This window comes from Enterococcus sp. AZ048, from assembly GCF_051715125.1.
Lineage (GTDB): Bacteria > Bacillota > Bacilli > Lactobacillales > Enterococcaceae > Enterococcus_A > Enterococcus_A gilvus.
Window position 1 is genome coordinate 1,829,805 of record NZ_JBIOTD010000001.1, and the last position, 18,467, is coordinate 1,848,271.

Genomic DNA, 18,467 nt, shown 5'->3' on the forward strand with positions numbered 1-18,467 from the left:
TGACGGTTGAGCTTAATAATGCTTCTCTTTTGCTTTTTTCTTTTGTCGTCGACGGTTGATTGCAAAGGTAATACTTGGTTCTGAGGGCTGCTGCATCGCATAAGACTCCAACTGATTCACTTGATGGCGGTAATTATTCGCCGCGATATTGGTGATCTCATCCTCCGCCTCGAATTCATCAATGATCTTTCTTTCCAAGTAAAACCCGCGGATCAGTTCCTTCGCGTACAACGGGTCCTGTTGGATCAAATACGTTCCGAACAACCCATGTCCGCTGACCTGATGCATCAAATTTTTTCGCTCATCAACGAAGAAATCAATCAATTCTTCGTCGTACACATCTCTCAAGTTTTCCAAGCTGTCTAATATTGCTTCACTGTTGCGAATAAATATTTTTCTCAACGAGGAAATATCCTGATTGTCCACGGTTTCTTTCCGCTTTTGACGCCGTTCCCAAAACATTTTCGGATGCATGATCACGCGGATGATCCGCCGCACAAAAATCAACCAAAAACTAAGCAGAGACAGCATTTGAGTGGTCACAGATTCCGAAACATTCGAGATAAAACGAGAATAAAGACGATAGGCACCCGAATCGATTTGATGCCTTCTAAAGCTTTCATCCAACCCATCCCGTTCGACGGAAATGATCAACGCTTGAATCTCCTGAAATTCTTGCTGCGCACTTTCGGGCATTGAATTATTGAAGACTTGTTGAATCCGTCCTTGATAATTCGCAATAACGGCCAGCAAAGCAAAGCGTTCTTTCTCACTGAGCTTTTTCGTATCTAAGTCGCCATATAGCTCACTGGTGACTTCTCGAAGAATCAACATTAATTTTGGATCGGTAGGAGGAACGACCTCCCCTTCAGAGAGGATCGGCAACAAGATCATCCCGATGATCAAGGTCAAAAACGTCACACTTGCCGTAATGAATAGCAGCAATGAACGTTCAGGAAAATCCATGCCGTTGATAGACGTTGGTAAAATAAAAATCGTCGCAATGCTGACGGTCCCTTTTACTCCGCCAAAAGTCAGTAATAATCGATCTCTTAACTGCTCATGACTTTTCTTCCAGCCTTGTGTAAAGAAATAAAAACTGCTGACAAATAAAAAACGAAGAACAAAGAGAAGTACTGTCAGCATCAATACGATTTCCAAAAGATGGAAATTTGAATAATTTCTGCTATTCCACACAGGTGAAAATACTTGTGACAGCTCAATTCCTAAAAAGATAAATACTAATGCATTCAGCATGAAGCTGATGGTGTTCCATGAAATTTCTGTTACATTGGACAATTGCGCTTCGAATAAATTGACTCGACGGAATCCCGTGGCCTGCAGTACGCCTGTCACGACCGCTGCGATGATCCCTGAAGCGTGAAACAGCTCTGCAATGAAATACGCCGCAAAGGGCAAAATCAATTCGATCAATAAATACGCCGAGACATCCTGTGCCGAAATTCGTTCAATGATCTTGATGATTTCATTTTTGATCCAAATAATCATTAATCCAACCAGCACGCCGACAATACTCGATTCCAATAAGGAAATCGACGCATCCGCGGCAGAAAACTGGCCCGTCAGCAACGCCGCCACGGCAAACTGAAAGGCGGTTACACCCGTCGCATCATTGATCAGCCCCTCGCCCTCCAAGACGTGCATGACGGATTCAGGGATGTTTAGACGCTTAGCCAGCGAATTGACTGCAACAGCATCTGTTGGTCCTAGCGACGCCCCAAACGCTAAACAGGCGGCGAGAGGGATCGTAGGAATAATCCCGTGCAACACATAGCCTAGACCAAACAACGTGAAAATCACGCCGCCAAATGCAAGAACCAAGATCAATTTGAAATGCTTCAAGATCGATGGGATATCTGCCGTCTCGCCTTCACGAAACAACAGCGGCGCGATGATCATTACTAAAAATACTTCTGGTTCAAAGTTGATGGAATTGCCGACTTCGGTGAAGCCAAGAATGATCCCAACAATGATCTGAATCATAAACATAGGAAAAGACGGAAAAACTTTTGCTAAAACATTCGATAAGGTTATGGCAATGGCTAAAATGATGATGATCTCAATTAAGCCCATTCACTCACCTCTTGGAACAATTCTCTTTTGCCTTGAATAATAATTTTAAAAACTCTCTTTTTTTCTTGATAATACGGTCCTCAAGCTCCGTTAATTCTTTCGATTCACCATCTAATGAAAGCTGGGCCCGTTTCGTTTCCATACGTAACAATTCATGCTTCATTCGTTCCAACTTGCGTGAAGTCAAAACACTGATTCGTTTAATTTTTTGTTTCACGGCTTTACGCTCTTCCGGACTTAAATTTTCAAACTCCTTATGAAGAGCCTTCATCCGTTCTTCAAACTCTGTAGTCATTTTAGACTTTGCCTCCTTGACAATATCCAGCAAAAGGATTACTAACAAACATCATACACTGTAACAGGATTTACTCAATATTGCAAAAAAGAACCCGAAAAAATTTTCCAGGTTCTAACAAATTTATTCTTTATTTAAGTTGCGGATCATTTGATCAATTTTAGAACCGTATTCAACGGATTCGTCCAATTCAAAAAACAATTCCGGTGTCTTATAGATAGACAAAGCATGGCCCAATTCACGACGGAACAAGCCGCTTGCTTTCGTCAATCCTTCTTGCGCTTTTTCTTTATCTGAAGCTTTATCAGACAATAAACTGTAATAAATCGTCGCTTGCTGCAAGTCTCCAGTGACGTGAACATCGGTGATGTTCACGTCTTGGACCCGCGGATCACGAACTTTCTTCCGTAAGACGTCATTGACTTCTTTCAGAATTTCTTGAGCGAGACGACGATCGCGATAATTTGGCATATCGATTGCTCCTTTGTTCGTTTTATTAGTTTTTCCGCTCTGCCAGGTAACGCACGCTAGCAGAAAACAGAGATTATTTTGGTTTGATTTCTTCCATTACAAAGCCTTCAATAACATCGTCCACTTTGACGTCGTTGAAGTTTTCGATCATCGCACCACATTCAAAGCCCATCTTGACTTCCTTCACGTCATCTTTGAAACGTTTCAGACTTGCAAGCTTGCCTTCAAGGATAACGATACCGTCACGGATGATACGGACGCCGCTGTCCCGTTGGATCGAGCCTTCAGTAACGTAACAACCAGCAATGGTTCCAACTTTAGAAACTTTGTACGTTTCACGAACGGTCATTTGACCAGTGATTTTTTCTTCGTATTCAGGATCAAGCATCCCTTTCATCGCTGTTTCGATTTCTTCGATTGCTTTATAAATGATCCGGTGTAAACGAATATCTACTTCTTCAGCAGTTGCTTGTTGTTTTGCTTGCGGTGTCGGACGAACGTTAAATCCAATGATGATCGCGTTACTTGCTGCAGCTAAGGTAACATCACTTTCGTTAATGGCACCAACAGCAGAATGGACGATCTTCACACGTACGCCTTCAACATCGATTTTGTTCAATGATGCTGCTAATGCTTCAGCCGAACCTTGAACGTCTGCTTTGATGATGACGTTAACTTCTTTCAATTCGCCTTCTTTAAGGGATTCGAACAAGTTGTCTAAGGTGACGCGGGCACTGGCACTGCGATGTTCAAGCAATGCACGTTTCGCACGCTCTTCCCCTGCAGCACGAGCTGTTTTTTCGTCATCGAAGATCGCAAAACGATCGCCTGCCTGCGGAACATCGTTCAACCCAGTGATTTCCACTGGTGTCGCAGGTCCTGCAGATTTTTCACGACGACCAATATCATTTGTCATCACACGAACACGACCATACGTGTTCCCGACAACGATTGGGTCTCCGACGTTCATCGTCCCTTGTTGAACCAATAGCGTTGCAACGGGTCCTTTACCTTTATCTAGACGAGCTTCGATAACTGTTCCGATTCCGTGTTGTGTCGGATCAGCTTTCAAATCTTCCACTTCAGCAACTAACAGAATCATTTCTAATAGTTCATCGATGTTTTGGTTGAACTTCGCTGAGATCTCAACAAAGATCGTATCGCCGCCCCATGCTTCAGGAATCAATTCATATTCGCTTAATTCTTGCATCACGTGTTGTGGGTTCGCACCTGGTTTATCGATCTTGTTCACCGCTACGATGATCGGCACTTTCGCCGCTTTCGCGTGGTTGATCGCTTCGATCGTTTGCGGCATCACACCATCATCAGCCGCAACGACTAAGATCGTGATATCGGTGATACTCGCTCCACGAGCACGCATACTTGTAAACGCCGCATGTCCTGGTGTATCCAAGAATGTGATCGGTTTTCCGTTAATATCGATTTGGTACGCTCCGATATGCTGCGTGATACCACCTGCTTCGCCGCTTGTTACGCGTGAATGACGTAATGTATCAAGCAACGTCGTTTTACCATGGTCAACGTGCCCCATGATCGTAACTACTGGTGGACGAGAGACTAGATTTTCTTCGTTTGCGTCTTCCACATCAAAGAAACGGTCAATATCCGCAATATCAATCGTGATTTTTTCTTGGGGTTCAATCCCGTAATCAGTAGCTAACAGTTCGATCGTATCTTTATCCAATGGTTGGTTTTGGTTGACCATCACACCCATCATGAATAATTTCTTGATGATCTCAGCTGGTTCGCGATAGATTTTTTTAGCGATATCCGCTACGTTCATGCCTTCTGTATATTCCAATACTTCTGGCAATTCACGGAATTTACGTGGCGGTACAGCAGGTTTGTTGCTTTGTTGCTGTTTGCCTTTTTTGCCTTTTTTGTTGAATCTGTTTTTATTACGGTTTTGATTGCCGCCAAAACTGTTGTTGCGGTTTTGGTTGCCATAGTTATTTTTATTGCGGTTTTGGTTGTTGCTTTGAGTTGATCCTGATACGCCTTGGTTCGAACGTTGCGCTTGTCCTTGGCCTTGATTGCTGCCTTGTGCCGGACGTTGGCCTTGATTTTGACGTTGCGCATTATTTGCACTGCCTTGTGCCGGACGTTGGCCTTGATTTTGGCGTTGTGCATTGTTTGCACTGCCTTGTGCCGGACGTTGACCTTGGTTTTGGCGTTGTGCGTTGTTTGCTCCGCCTTGTGCTGGACGTTGGCCTTGATTTTGGCGTTGTGCGTTGTTTGCTCCGCCTTGCGCCGGACGTTGGCCTTGATTTTGGCGTTGTGCATTGTTTGCTCCGCCTTGTGCTGGGCGTTGGCCTTGGTTTTGGCGTTGTGCATTGTTTGCTCCGCCTTGTGCTGGGCGTTGCCCTTGGTTTTGGCGTTGTGAGTTGTTGTTCGCACTGCCTTGCGCTGGACGTTGTTGTCCTTGGTTTTGACGCTGCGCATTGTTTGTATTGCTTTGAGTTGGACGTTGTTGTCCTTGGTTTGAACGGTTTACGTTCGCTGAGTTGTTCTGTCTATTATTTTGTGTCAAGTCTTTATTCCCTTTTCTATTCTGGAAATTTGGGTTGTTCTTCGAGCTCTTTCCATGGAATTTTGGTTTTTCGTGCTGGTTAGCTGATGGTTTTGCTTGAGTAGTTGGTTTCGGCTTGCTAGAAAAAGCTTGTTTCAATTTTGATTCATCATCCCCGGATAATGAACCCATATGATTATTCACATCAATCCCTAAAGTTTGTGCCTTTTCTACAACATCCTTACTCGATTGATTCACTTCTTTGGCAAATTCGTATACTCTCTTTTTTCCCATGCAATCACCTTCCTAACCTGTTATTAACGTCATAATTTTGTTGGCGAACCCTTGGTCTAAAACCCCGATAACTTTGCGAGGTTTGCCAATCGCACCTAAAATCTCTCCTTGCGTAAATTCGACAACATATGCCGCTTGATAGTACTTACTTTTATCTGATACTTTCTTTTGAGTATTTTCACTCGCATCAGTGGTAACAATCACGAGAGCCACTTTGTGTTTCCGGATCTCATTGATTGTCATTTCTTCTCCTGTGATCAGTTTGCCTGCACGCATTGCAAGGCCTAACATGTTCAAGGCCTTCTGTTTATTCATTGCCGAAGAGCTCTTTTCTGGCTTTTTGGTGTTTCACATAATCAAGCAATTCTTGATAAAAATCATCACTCAATTCGGTTCCCAATGTCCGATCTAAGATGTGCTTTTTCCACGCTTCCTCGACTTCCGCCGGTTCTAACGCAACGTAGGCACCTCGTCCCGGTTTTTTGCCGGAAGGATCAATCGAAACTTCTCCTTCTTTGGACTTGGCGATACGAATCAATTCTTTTTTGGGGAACATTTCACCGGATACAACCGATTTTCGCAAAGGAACTTTTCTTTTTTTCATTTGCTGTCCTCCTAATGAATTATTGGTCCGTTTGATCGGAAGGGATATTTTCTTCGTCTTCGATCATCTCATCGACTGTAACTTCCGCTTCTGATTCGATGTCTTCTACTTCCGTTTCGATTGCTTCCACTTCAGAAGTGATTTCTTCTACCTCAGTTACGATTTCTTCTACTTCTGTTTCGTCATAGTTTGCATAAAATTCTTCCATGTCCGATTCAGATTTGATATCAATCTTATGAGCGGTCAACTTAGCAGCAAGACGCGCATTCTGACCGCGCTTACCGATAGCCAATGACAATTGGTAATCCGGAACTACGACGGTACAAACTTTTGGATTGTCGATATCAAAGATGACATCTTCAACTTGCGCTGGATTTAAAGAGTTTGCGATAAATACCGCTGGGTCTTCATTCCATTCAACAATATCCATATTCTCGCCTTTTAATTCATTTACAATAGCTTGAACACGTTGTCCTTTTGGCCCAACACAGGTTCCGACTGGATCAATGTTAGGGTCCGTAGAACGAACAGCCACTTTTGCACGATCTCCAGCTTCGCGTGCGATGCTGACGATCTCCACGATTCCATCATAAACTTCAGGGATCTCTTGTTCAAATAAACGACGCAGTAAATCTGGATGACTACGGCTTACAAAAACTTGCGGTCCTTTTGATGTATTTTCTACACGAGAAACATACACTTTGATACGGTCATGTGGTTTGTAATGTTCATTCGGCATTTGATCTTGCTTTGAAAGAACAGCTTCGATCTTCCCTAAATTCACATAGATGTAACGATTGTCTTGACGTTCTACTACACCTTGCATGATATCTTTTTCATAGGCGCTGTACTCGTTATAGATAATGCTGCGTTCTGCTTCACGAACACGTTGCAAGATTACTTGTTTGGCTGTTTGAGCAGCGATTCGACCGAAGTCTTTGGGTGTTACTTCAAAACGGATCGTATCACCGATTTCATACGCTGGGTTGATTTCCATCGCATCTTTCAGTGAAACTTCCAATTGTGAATCCATTACTTCTTCCGTAACTTCTTTCACGGCATAAACATGAATGTCTCCCTTTTTTTCGTTGAATTCCACTTCAACGTTTTGAGATTGACCATAATGACGTTTGTAAGCAGATACTAATGCTGCTTCCAACGCGTCGATCACGATTTCCTTCGAAACACCTTTTTCTGCTTCTAGAGTATCCAACGCATTCAGCATTTCTTTACTCATTTTAACTTTCCTCCTACTAATATATCTATTCTTAAAATTCGCTATACATATTATTTAGTTCGCTTACTAAATATAAAGGCTAGCTCGTTAATAACGTATGGATTTTTCTAACGTAAAAATTCCAGAGAATCTCGTACGCATACCATTTTATTAATTAAAATTCGATCGCAAAACGGGCTTTCGCGATATTTTTCCGCTCAAAGACCATGTCTTTGGTGCGCGTTTTAATTTTCACTGTCAATGTCAATTCATCTTCAGTCAATTCCTTTAAAAAGCCTTGATACTGCTTTTCTCCATCAATGTTTTGATAAAGGGAAACATTGATGTATTGTCCCATCGCGTTTTGGTAATCTTCTTCTTTTTTCAATGGACGTTCGGCCCCTGGCGAAGAAACCTCTAAAAAATAAGCTTGAGGGATTGGATCAGGATCGATCGAATCTAATTTATCGCTGAGTTTTTCACTGACGAAGGCACATTCTTCAATGTCAATACCGCCCTCTTTATCAATAAATACTCTTAAAAACCAGCTTTTTCCTTCTTTAATAAACTCCACTTCGACTAGTTCGAAGTTTTGTTCATCCAAAATTGGTGTTACTAAGTCAGTCACTGTTTCGACTACACTGCTCAAACTGTCAGCCTCCTTTAATCCATTAAAAAGAGTGAGCGAAAAATCCGCTCACTCACCATCAGTCTATGATTACATTGTTATAGTAGCATAAATCTACTGAAAATTCAACCGCATCATTTTCACGCTGGAATTTTCTTTCATTTAAAGGTTGAATTTATCTTTTTCTTTACATATCGAACAATGAAAGCTGATTCTCATCAGGCAAATCTTTCAATACACCATGAGTATCCATATATTCGATCAATGTTTTCGATACCTTCCCGCGCGAGGCTAAATCTTCTTTAGAGAGGAAAATGCCATCCTTACGAGCTTCAACGATTTGTTTTGCCACGTTCAGACCAAGACCAGGCACAGCACGGAACGGTGCGATCAAGGTATCCCCGTCAATGACAAAATCTTGAGCGTCTGATTTATACAGGTCAATCATGCCAAAGTGGAAGTCCCGCTCCAGCATCTCGTTGCATAATTCCAAGACAGTCAATTGGTTCTTTTCTTTCGTTGACGCATCCATTCCTTTGTCAGTGATAGCTTTCATCGCCGCTTTGACTGCATCTTTCCCTTTTGCCATCGCAACGAGATCGAAATCGTCCGCACGAACAGAAAAATATGCACAATAATAAAGGATCGGATAATAGACTTTGAAATAAGCCACCCGCAGCGCCATCAGTACATAGGCGGCCGCATGGGCTTTCGGGAACATATACTTGATCTTCGAACAGGAATCAATGTACCAGTCCGGCACATTGTTCTCTTTCATCGCTGTCAGATAGGTCTCACGAAGTTCGTCGTCAATTTTATTCCATTGCCCTTTACGTACTGTTTCCATGATCTTGAAGGCCATTCCGCTATCAAGTCCTGCATGGATTAAATAAACCATGATATCGTCACGACAGCCGATAACTTCTGCCAAGTTGGCTTCGCCGCGGCTGATCAATTCTTCAGCGTTTCCTAACCAAACGTCCGTACCATGAGACAACCCAGAAATCTGCAATAACTCAGCAAACGTCGTTGGTCCCGTTTCTTCTAACATTCCCCGAACGAAACGTGTTCCAAACTCAGGAATACCTAGTGTCCCGGTTTTAGAGTAAATCTGATCAGATTCAACACCCAAGACTTGCGGGCCAGCAAAAATCTTCATTACTTCAGGATCGTCTGTCGGGATCGTTTTCGGATCAATACCTGATAATTCTTGCAGCATCCGAATAACCGTTGGGTCATCGTGGCCCAGGATATCAAGCTTCAATACATTGTCATGGATCGAGTGGAAGTCAAAGTGTGTCGTCTTCCATTCTGAATTCCGATCATCCGCCGGGTATTGGATCGGTGTAAAATCATACACATCCATATAATCCGGAATTACGATGATGCCGCCCGGATGCTGACCTGTCGTACGTTTGACGCCTGTAGCACCTTTTGCCAACCGATCAACCTCGGCATTCCGAAAATGCAAATTGTGATCTCGTTCATACCCTTTAACAAATCCAAAGGCTGTTTTATCAGCGACCGTACCGATCGTACCTGCACGATACACATACTCTTCCCCAAACAGAACTTTCGTGTAGTTATGGGCCTCAGGTTGATAATCACCAGAGAAGTTCAAATCAATATCGGGAACTTTATCTCCATGGAAACCTAAAAATGTTTCAAAAGGAATATCGTGGCCATCCTTATTCAAGCGCGCACCACACTTCGGACACGCCTTTTCAGGCATATCGAAGCCGGACCCGTAAGAACCATCCTCAAAGAATTCAGAGTATTGGCATTCAGGGCAATAATAATGAGGCGGCAAAGGATTCACCTCAGTGATCCCTGTCATGGTCGCCACAAAACTAGAGCCCACGGAACCACGAGAACCAACTAAGTACCCATCTGCATTACTCTTATGAACCAATTTTTGAGCGATCAAATAGATAACAGAGAACCCGTTCCCAATGATCGAAGTCAATTCTTTTTCCAACCGCTTTTCAATGATCTCTGGCAACGGATCACCGTACAATTCCCGCGCACGGTCATAACTTAATTTTTTGATTTCTTCTTCTGAACCAGGGATCTTCGGTGTATATAGATCGTCCTTAACTGGAACAATCTCTTCGCAGGTGTCTACGATGGCGTTGGGTCCATCAACGACTATTTCTTTGGCTAATTGAGGACCTAAGAAACTAAACGCCTGCAGCATTTCATCCGTCGTTCGGAAATGGACATCCGGTAAGCTATGACGATTCAGCGGGTTTGCGCCCCCCATCGAACTAATCAAGATTTTCCGATAGATCGCATCTTCTTTATTCAAGTAATGGACATCCCCTGTTGCCACGACCGTTTTATTAAGATCTTTTCCGATCTGGATCAAATTCCGCAAGATATCTTCTAAGTCCGCTTCATTTTTCACCAGTTCCTGTTCAATCAACGGTGCATAAACTGCTTTGGGCATAACTTCGATATAATCGTAGAACGCCGCGCGATTTTTCGCCTCTTCGACTCCCTTTTGCATCATTGCTTCAAAGATCTCACCTTGCGAACAAGCAGACCCTATCAATAAATTTTCTCGTAATTTATTTAATTGGGAGCGTGGAATTCTCGGTACCCGTTCAAAATATTCAATGTTGGACATAGAGATCAATTTGAATAGGTCTTTCAATCCTGCTTGATTTTTTGCCAAAATCGTCGCATGGAAAGGACGGGCGCGTTTGTAAGAATCGCCTTCACCAACATGGTCGTTCAACTGATCATGATAAGTCATCTCATGCTTCTCAATTGCTTCTTTGACAAAGATCCATGCTAAATGCCCTGTCGCCTCCGCATCATACACTGCTCGGTGATGTTGCTCCAGATTCACACCAAATTTCTTTGTTAGAACCCCTAAACCGAAACGCTTAAATTCAGGATATAAGAAACGTGCCAGCTCTAAAGTGTCAATAACTGGATTTGGTGTTTCCGGCATATCATGACGAACATACGTCGTGTTGATAAAGCCGATATCGAAGGTTGCGTTATGGGCGACTAAAATCGCACCCTCACAGAATTTTTCAAACAATTCCATGACTTCTTTTTCTGGCTTAGATCCTCGAACCATTTCGTCCGTGATCCCTGTCAAGTTGATGGTCGTTTCTGACAATGGATGTCCTGGATCAATGAATTCCTCAAAGGTCTCAACGACATTCCCTTTGTGCATTTTGACTGCGGCTAACTCGATGATCGTATCGTAGACGGCAGATAACCCGGTGGTTTCTACGTCGAATACGACATAGGTAGCATCCGTTAATGATTCATGTGCATCATTATAAGCAATCGGAACACCGTCAGATACGACATTAGCTTCCACGCCGTAAAGAATCTTTACGCCTGCTTTTTTCCCTGCCGCATGGGCATCTGGGAACGACTGCGCGCCGCCATGATCGGTGATTGCGATTGCTCGATGTCCCCATTTTCCTGCTTGAGCGACTAAATCGCTGGCGCTGTTGATGGCATCCATGGTGCTCATATTGGTATGCAAATGCAATTCTGATCGTTTTTCAGTTGCCGTATCTTGACGTTCCGGATGCTTCACTTCTTGGATATCCTGCGCATTCATAACAAGGTCACGCATAAACGTGTCCTCTTGCACACTTCCTCGAACACGAATCCAGCTCTTATTAGCGATTGCCTCAAAGATCGCCTCGTCTTTCTCACCATTAGAGAATTTTTTCACCACAAAAGAAGAGGTGTAGTCTGTCATTTTCAAAATCAAGATTTTACGTTTTGAGCGTAATTCGCGAACTTCTTTATCGAAAATAAACCCTTCAATAGTAATGCGGCGTTCTTCTTCAATAATATTGCCCATTGGTGTAATTGCTTCGTCTGAGGGGATGTTGCGCCCCATTTGGATCGGACCGTCAAAATGAGCGGCTTGTTCCTTCTGTTCTTTTTTCTTTGATTCATATTGCGCTAAGCTGGCTGCCGCTTGTTCTTGCATGGCTTGGGCCTGCTCTTGTTTTCGTACTTCAAATTCCTGTAACTTCTTATCTGCCTGTTCTTTATCTACTTCTGGATCTACCCGCAGATGTGGGAATCCATAAGAGACTAGATTTTCTTCAATCAATGGCAGATATTGCTGTCTCAAAAATGGAATAACGGTTTCGTTATCTATCAATAAAACGATCCGTTTTCCTTGGATCAACGGCAAGGGCTTGCTCAATACCTGCTTCACTAGCGGGGTATCGCAATCCTGTTCTCCTAAGGCCAATTGCCAATAATTCTGCAACAGTTCCTCTTCAAACTGATTCTCTTCCGGAACAATATGTACTTTCACTTTCGCTATAGATTGAAAGGCAAGTTGCAGCTTTTGATAGAACGTATAAAATAACTTTGCTGGTAGAATTTGCGGTGTCTGGATGAAAAACTCCCACACACGAGACTTTTCGTGAACGATCACTTCCTTGATCTCTGACGCTTGGATCATTGGGTGTTGCTGATCCGACTCTGCCAATTCAATTTGTCGTAATAAATTTTCAAATAATTCACGATTTTTAGACAAAAGGACATCTCCTTCACTTTTTCAAGTATGTTTCAGTATACCTGTTTTTTTTTATGATTGCATTAGAAAAAGGATCGAAAAAATTTCGATCCTTTCATTTAAAAAAAGAAACGTTGAATGTCATTCCATGTGACCAAAATCATCAAAAGCATGATAAACCCAAAACCGATCATGGTGATCAGTCCTTCTTTGTCTGGATCGAGTGGTTTCCCTCGAAGTCCCTCAATGATATTCAGGAGGATCTTCCCGCCATCGAAAGCTGGGATCGGCAGCAAGTTGACGATACCCAAATTGACTGAAAGCAGCGCCATTAAGTAAATGACTGTTTTAACTCCGGCACGTGACGCTTCTGCTGACATTTGATACATCATCACAGGTCCGCCAAGCTTATCCAGACTAAAGCCAGTAAAAAGTGAGCCTAGAGCGCCAAAAATACGTTTCATTAAATCCCAAGATTGAGTGAATCCGCCAACGATCTTATCGCCAACCCCAGTCTTCATGAAGGGGCTCACACCGATCTGACCGACCTTTTGTCCATTACTCTCTACACTTTTCGGTGTCATTTGCACGGTTTTTTCTTTGCCGTCTTGTTCAATGACAACAGCTAACTCTTTTCCTGGTTTTTTCGTGACAGTGTCCGTCAGATCATCCCAAGAAGAAATCTTTTTGCCGTCCACAGATACGATCGCATCGTGATCTTTAACCCCGGCAACAGCTGCGGGGCTGTCTGCCTGAACCCTCCCGATTTGGTTAGTGCTATAGTCAGCCACCCCGCCTTGTAAAAAGGCCAGTACAATAAACAGCAGGATCGTCAAAATGAAATTATTCATTGGTCCTGCAAAATTGGTCAAAATACGCGAGCCTAATTTCGCTGATTGAAATTGAACATCTCTCGGAGCAATCCGAACTTCTGTCCCATTTTCTTCAATGACTGTCGCATCATGTTGCACCTGGTACGTAGTCTCTCGGCTTTCATCACCATTGATGTAGCCTTTGATCGTCAAATCATCCACCAAATCGGCTGAAATAAGCTCCATCGGGATGCTGTTAGGCAATTGGATCTTTTTGCTGACGTTGATTCGTTTTACTTCGTTTTTCGGTGTCAGCTCAACTGATAACGGCATACCCGGACTTAATTCGGTCTCTTCGTCTTCCAGTCCAGCCATTCGTACGTATCCGCCAATTGGCAATAAACGCAATGTATAAGTGGTCCCGTCTTTTCCCATATGAGCAATCAGTTTTGGTCCCATACCGATCGAAAATTCTCGAACTAAAATACCTGAACGTTTCGCAAAGAAAAAATGTCCAAATTCGTGAACGATCACCAGGACACCAAAAACGATTAAAAATGTAATAATCGTACGCATAATTTTCCTACCTTCACTAGTTTCTTAGAAATAGTTTATCATAGTCTGTCAAAAAGATATTCCTTTCCCGATCATTTCATAGAAAATTTAAAAAAAGTCCGTGAATAACTCAAGGCTTGCTTATCAAATCATTTACAGCTTTTTATTTTTTGCCTTGCAGAGTTATTAACAACTGAGCTTCTTTGAATCGTTTCATATATTCAAGCACGAAAAAAAGAGCGTCTCCGCTCTTTTTAAAATACCCCTAATAAGTGCATCATCGGAAAAACAAACAACATGCTGTCGAACCGGTCTAAAATCCCACCGTGTCCTGGCAAGATGTTTCCTGAGTCTTTTACTCCGTAATGACGTTTGATCGCTGATTCGACAAGATCGCCAAATTGCCCCACAACTGAGAATACAATTGTAAAGAGGATCATCGTCACTAAATTGTGCTGGAATATATTTGGTTGGACTAAAAAGAAAACAACAGCGACGACCACTGCGCTGGCAATCCCTCCAAGCGCGCCTTCAATCGTCTTGTTTGGTGAAATATCCGGCCAAAGTTTATGCTTTCCTATTTGGCGTCCTACCATATATGCCCCTATATCTGTTGCCCAAACAACAAAGAATGCGAAAAGCAGAATAGGCAGACCGTCCGCACGAGCCGTGACTAGATTCTGAAACCCAACACCTACATATAAACTAGCGATGACCGGAAAACCCGCTTCATCGATCGTGTAGGTATTTTTAGACACAACAGAAAATCCTAGGATAATCATCACTGTTAAATAAAATAATAAAAAGTTGCTGTTAGAACCACTTAAAAATGGCATCCAGCGTTCCGCTGGTAAAACTAAAAAGACTGCGCCTAAAATAGAAAGTACTCCTTCAAAACTTAGGATCGCAAGACCCTTCATTCGAAATAGCTCATAGACACCTACCCCAGCTAGTACTGCTGCCGCTAATTCTACGGCGATCCCGCCAACGTACAAGATCGGTATAAAGATCGCTAATGCGACGACCGCTGTAATGACTCGCTGTCTCATTGTTCATCCCCCTTGTTTCTATTAAAATAATAATTTGTTTACCACGGTACCTTCTTCAGCTAAAGAGCCGAATGATCACGTGGTACGAATATCCTTATTCAATCCGCCAAAACGACGATTTCTTTGCTGAAAGGAAGCGATCGCTGCCTCTAAATGGTCGCCATCAAAATCTGGCCATAGTGCTTTTGTGAAGTACAATTCGCTATACGCCAACTGCCACAATAAAAAGTTGCTGATCCGCTCTTCACCGCTTGTTCGAACAACCAGCTCGGGATCTCTTAATTCTTTTGGCAGAAAACCGGTCATTAGATGTTCGCCTACGACATCATCATCAATGGTTTCGATGTCCAATTCATCCTCTTTGACCTCATTTGCCATCTGTTTAATTGCCGTAATGATCTCCGCGCGGCTCCCATAATTCAAGGCAAAATTTAAAACAAGCCCGTCGTTTTGCGCAGTTTGTTCGATGGCACGCTTCACTGCGTCTTGCGTATGTGAAGGCAAGTATTCTTCGTAGCCCATTACGTGGACTTGGACATTTTCTTCGATTAATTCTGGCACAAATGTATCAAAAAAATCTACCGGCAGCTGCATCAAAAAGCTCACTTCTTCTTCAGGACGTTTCCAATTTTCCGTTGAAAAAGCATAGAGTGTCAAAACCTTTACACCCAACCGATTGGCATGCTTTGTAATTTTTTTTACTGTTTCCATACCCTCTTTATGACCAGCGATCCGCGGCAAACGGCGGTTTTGCGCCCATCGGCCATTGCCGTCCATGATAACCGCGATGTGTTTTGGGACAGCTCCTTCTGGATCGAAAACGAAGGACGATTCCTCTGGTGTGTATTTTTGCTTTTGTGGAAAAAATCGTAACACCATGTTTTTTTCCTCCTTTATTGAGTTAACAAATTAGAAATACTTTTGAAAAGTCATCTGCCATTATAACAATAAAATGCGGGTATTCCTATGAAAATTAAATACCTTTAGGGTTTTTCAATGAATTTCCAGCTAGTACTCTTTCTATGTACACAACAAAAAACCTGAAGAAAGACTCTTCAGGTTTTTGAGAATTAAACTTCTAACAATTCTTTTTCTTTTTCAGCCACGATCGAATCGATCGCTTTGATGTTGTCATCCGTCAACGCTTGGATGTCTTTTTCAACACTACGCAAATCGTCTTCTGTCAAATCGCCATTTTTTTGTTGCTTTTTGTACTCATCCATCGCATCACGACGAATGTTACGAACAGCGACTTTCGCACCTTCAGACTCTTTCTTTACTTCTTTTGCTAATTCTTTACGACGTTCTTCCGTTAATTGTGGAATCACTAGACGAATGACATTTCCGTCATTCGCTGGATTTAAGCCAATATCGCTCGCCATGATCGCTTTTTCCACGTCAGTGATCATATTTTTGTCAAATGGTGTCACCATTAAGACGCGGGCTTCTGGAATCGTGATGGAAGCCATTTGGTTCACAGGTGTCGGCACACCATAATAATCAACAGTGATGCGATCAAGTAGGCTTGCGTTCGCGCGTCCTGCACGGATTTGACCTAATTGACGTTGCAAGGCTTCTTGTGCCTTTTTCATTTTGTCTTTTGCTGCGTTCATTACTTCATCTGCCATGCTATTTCCCCCTCACAGTCGTACCGATGTTTTCACCGAGTACAACACGTTTAATATTTCCTGGTTCATTCAAATTAAAGACAACAAGCGGAATATCATTGTCCATGCTTAACGAGCTAGCAGTTGAGTCCATCACTTGCAAGCCTTTAGAAATGACATCCAAATGCGTCAATTCTTCAAATTTCACTGCATTTTCATCAAGTTTTGGATCAGCTGAATAAACACCATCGACATTATTTTTTGCCATCAAGATGACGTCAGCATTGACTTCTGCTGCTCTCAATGCCGCAGTTGTATCCGTTGAGAAGTAAGGATTCCCCGTTCCACCTGCAAAGATCACGATCCGGCCTTTTTCAAGGTGGCGTTCTGCTTTACGACGAATATATGGTTCTGCGATCTGACGCATTTCAATCGATGTTTGAACACGAGTCGGTACATCAATATTTTCCAATGCATCCTGCAACGCTAATGCATTCATTACAGTCGCTAACATTCCCATATAATCTGCTTGTGCACGTTCCATTCCCATTTGGGCACCAATCTGTCCACGCCAAATGTTTCCGCCGCCGACGATGATGGCCATCTCGATTCCTAGATCATGAACTTCTTTGATTTCTTCAACGATTTCCTTGATCACGGGTGGATTGATCCCAAATTTTTCATCCCCTGCTAGGGCTTCTCCACTTAGTTTCAATACTACACGTTTATACTTTGGTTCATTCATCTCAATACCTCCACTGTCACTCTAATGATATTTTAGCATACTCTGTCTTTGAAGCGAGCCAAATTTGAATTTGCTTAAAAAAAGGGAGCGCACATCGTTCGTGCGTTCCCGACTGTTTTAAAAACAGAATTATTTTTTGATTTGGTTCATAACTTCTTCAACAAAGTTATCTTCGCGCTTTTCGATACCTTCGCCAACTTCGAAACGAACGAAGCTTTCAACTGTCGCATCTTTAGAAGATACATATTTTTCAACAGTCATGTCAGGATCCTTAACGAATGGTTGGTCAACCAAAGCGATTTCTGCTTTGAATTTGTTCAAACGGCCAATCACCATTTTTTCAACGATGTTTGCTGGTTTGCCTTCATTCAATGCTTGTTCAGTTAAAACAGCTTTTTCGTGTTCTAATTCTGAATCAGGGATTTGGCTTTCATTTACGTAACGAGGGTTGATTGCAGCAACGTGCATCGCAACGTCTTTTGCAACAGATTCGTCAGTTGTACCGTTTAATAGAGCTAATACAGCAATACGTCCGCCCATGTGTAAATAGCCGCCAAATGCTGCGTTATCGTCTTTTTCAACAACTTCAAAACGACGGAAGTTGATTCTTTCACCGATTACTTGTGTTGCTTCGATTAGAGCAGCTTCTAACGTTTCGCCTTTAGCGTTTGTTAATTTCATTGCTGCATCCATGTCAGCTGGTTTGTGTTCAGCAACTAATGCTGCGATTTCTTTTACTAGGTCTTGGAACATTTCATTTTTAGAAACGAAGTCTGTTTCAGAGTTCACTTCTACGATTGCAGCAGTATTTCCGTGGATCGCAACTGAAGCCAAACCTTCAGCGGCAATACGGTCATTTTTCTTCGCTGCTTTAGCCATACCTTTTTCACGTAAAAGATCAACAGCTTTTTCAATGTCGCCTTCTACTTCTACTAATGCACGTTTTGCATCCATCATACCTACGCCGGTCATGTCGCGTAGTTCTTTTACCATTTTAGCTGTTACGTCTGCCATTTTAAGGGCCTCCTTAGTTTTTCTAAAAAAGCTGCTTCAAAGG

General features: G+C 42.6%; 15 protein-coding genes. All 15 read right to left on the reverse strand.

Annotated features, from left to right (window positions below):
* Nucleotides 1-12: 12 nt before the first annotated feature.
* Complete coding sequence (locus IGI66_RS09075) at nucleotides 13-2,094, reverse strand: cation:proton antiporter (protein ID WP_086303585.1); 2,082 nt, start codon at nucleotides 2,092-2,094, stop codon at nucleotides 13-15.
* Between the two features lie 4 nt (nucleotides 2,095-2,098).
* Nucleotides 2,099-2,389, reverse strand: coding sequence for a hypothetical protein (locus IGI66_RS09080; protein WP_438848624.1), 291 nt, complete (start codon nucleotides 2,387-2,389; stop codon nucleotides 2,099-2,101).
* 123 nt (nucleotides 2,390-2,512) lie between these two features.
* On the reverse strand, nucleotides 2,513-2,860 hold the full coding sequence (gene rbfA, locus IGI66_RS09085; RefSeq protein WP_010780372.1) for a 30S ribosome-binding factor RbfA: 348 nt from the start codon (nucleotides 2,858-2,860) through the stop codon (nucleotides 2,513-2,515).
* A 73-nt stretch (nucleotides 2,861-2,933) separates the two neighbouring features.
* Complete coding sequence (gene infB, locus IGI66_RS09090) at nucleotides 2,934-5,684, reverse strand: translation initiation factor IF-2 (protein ID WP_438848626.1); 2,751 nt, start codon at nucleotides 5,682-5,684, stop codon at nucleotides 2,934-2,936.
* Between the two features lie 12 nt (nucleotides 5,685-5,696).
* Nucleotides 5,697-5,999: a L7Ae/L30e/S12e/Gadd45 family ribosomal protein gene (locus IGI66_RS09095; RefSeq protein WP_044926207.1), complete on the reverse strand. Its 303-nt coding sequence runs from the start codon at nucleotides 5,997-5,999 to the stop codon at nucleotides 5,697-5,699.
* Nucleotides 5,992-6,288: an RNase P modulator RnpM gene (gene rnpM, locus IGI66_RS09100; RefSeq protein WP_010780369.1), complete on the reverse strand. Its 297-nt coding sequence runs from the start codon at nucleotides 6,286-6,288 to the stop codon at nucleotides 5,992-5,994. Before rnpM ends, IGI66_RS09095 begins: the two co-directional genes overlap by 8 nt.
* A gap of 19 nt (nucleotides 6,289-6,307) precedes the next feature.
* On the reverse strand, nucleotides 6,308-7,525 hold the full coding sequence (gene nusA / locus IGI66_RS09105; protein WP_301516526.1) for a transcription termination factor NusA: 1,218 nt from the start codon (nucleotides 7,523-7,525) through the stop codon (nucleotides 6,308-6,310).
* A gap of 154 nt (nucleotides 7,526-7,679) precedes the next feature.
* Nucleotides 7,680-8,153 carry a ribosome maturation factor RimP gene (gene rimP / locus IGI66_RS09110; RefSeq protein ID WP_010780367.1) on the reverse strand — a complete coding sequence of 158 codons (474 nt, stop codon included), beginning with the start codon at nucleotides 8,151-8,153 and terminating at the stop codon, nucleotides 7,680-7,682.
* Nucleotides 8,154-8,319: 166 nt separating this feature from the next.
* Nucleotides 8,320-12,663: a PolC-type DNA polymerase III gene (locus IGI66_RS09115; RefSeq protein ID WP_010780366.1), complete on the reverse strand. Its 4,344-nt coding sequence runs from the start codon at nucleotides 12,661-12,663 to the stop codon at nucleotides 8,320-8,322.
* Between the two features lie 98 nt (nucleotides 12,664-12,761).
* Nucleotides 12,762-14,030, reverse strand: a complete 1,269-nt coding sequence (gene rseP, locus IGI66_RS09120) for an RIP metalloprotease RseP (protein ID WP_438848629.1) — start codon at nucleotides 14,028-14,030, stop codon at nucleotides 12,762-12,764.
* Between the two features lie 233 nt (nucleotides 14,031-14,263).
* A complete protein-coding gene (locus IGI66_RS09125) occupies nucleotides 14,264-15,058 on the reverse strand; it encodes a phosphatidate cytidylyltransferase (protein ID WP_438848631.1) in 795 nt (264 codons plus the stop codon).
* Between the two features lie 75 nt (nucleotides 15,059-15,133).
* On the reverse strand, nucleotides 15,134-15,934 hold the full coding sequence (locus tag IGI66_RS09130; protein WP_044926529.1) for an isoprenyl transferase: 801 nt from the start codon (nucleotides 15,932-15,934) through the stop codon (nucleotides 15,134-15,136).
* 194 nt (nucleotides 15,935-16,128) lie between these two features.
* Complete coding sequence (frr, locus tag IGI66_RS09135; protein ID WP_086303580.1) at nucleotides 16,129-16,686, reverse strand: ribosome recycling factor; 558 nt, start codon at nucleotides 16,684-16,686, stop codon at nucleotides 16,129-16,131.
* Nucleotide 16,687: 1 nt separating this feature from the next.
* Nucleotides 16,688-17,410, reverse strand: coding sequence for a UMP kinase (pyrH, locus tag IGI66_RS09140; protein WP_010780361.1), 723 nt, complete (start codon nucleotides 17,408-17,410; stop codon nucleotides 16,688-16,690).
* A gap of 129 nt (nucleotides 17,411-17,539) precedes the next feature.
* Nucleotides 17,540-18,424 carry a translation elongation factor Ts gene (gene tsf, locus IGI66_RS09145; RefSeq protein WP_438848634.1) on the reverse strand — a complete coding sequence of 295 codons (885 nt, stop codon included), beginning with the start codon at nucleotides 18,422-18,424 and terminating at the stop codon, nucleotides 17,540-17,542.
* Nucleotides 18,425-18,467: the final 43 nt, after the last annotated feature.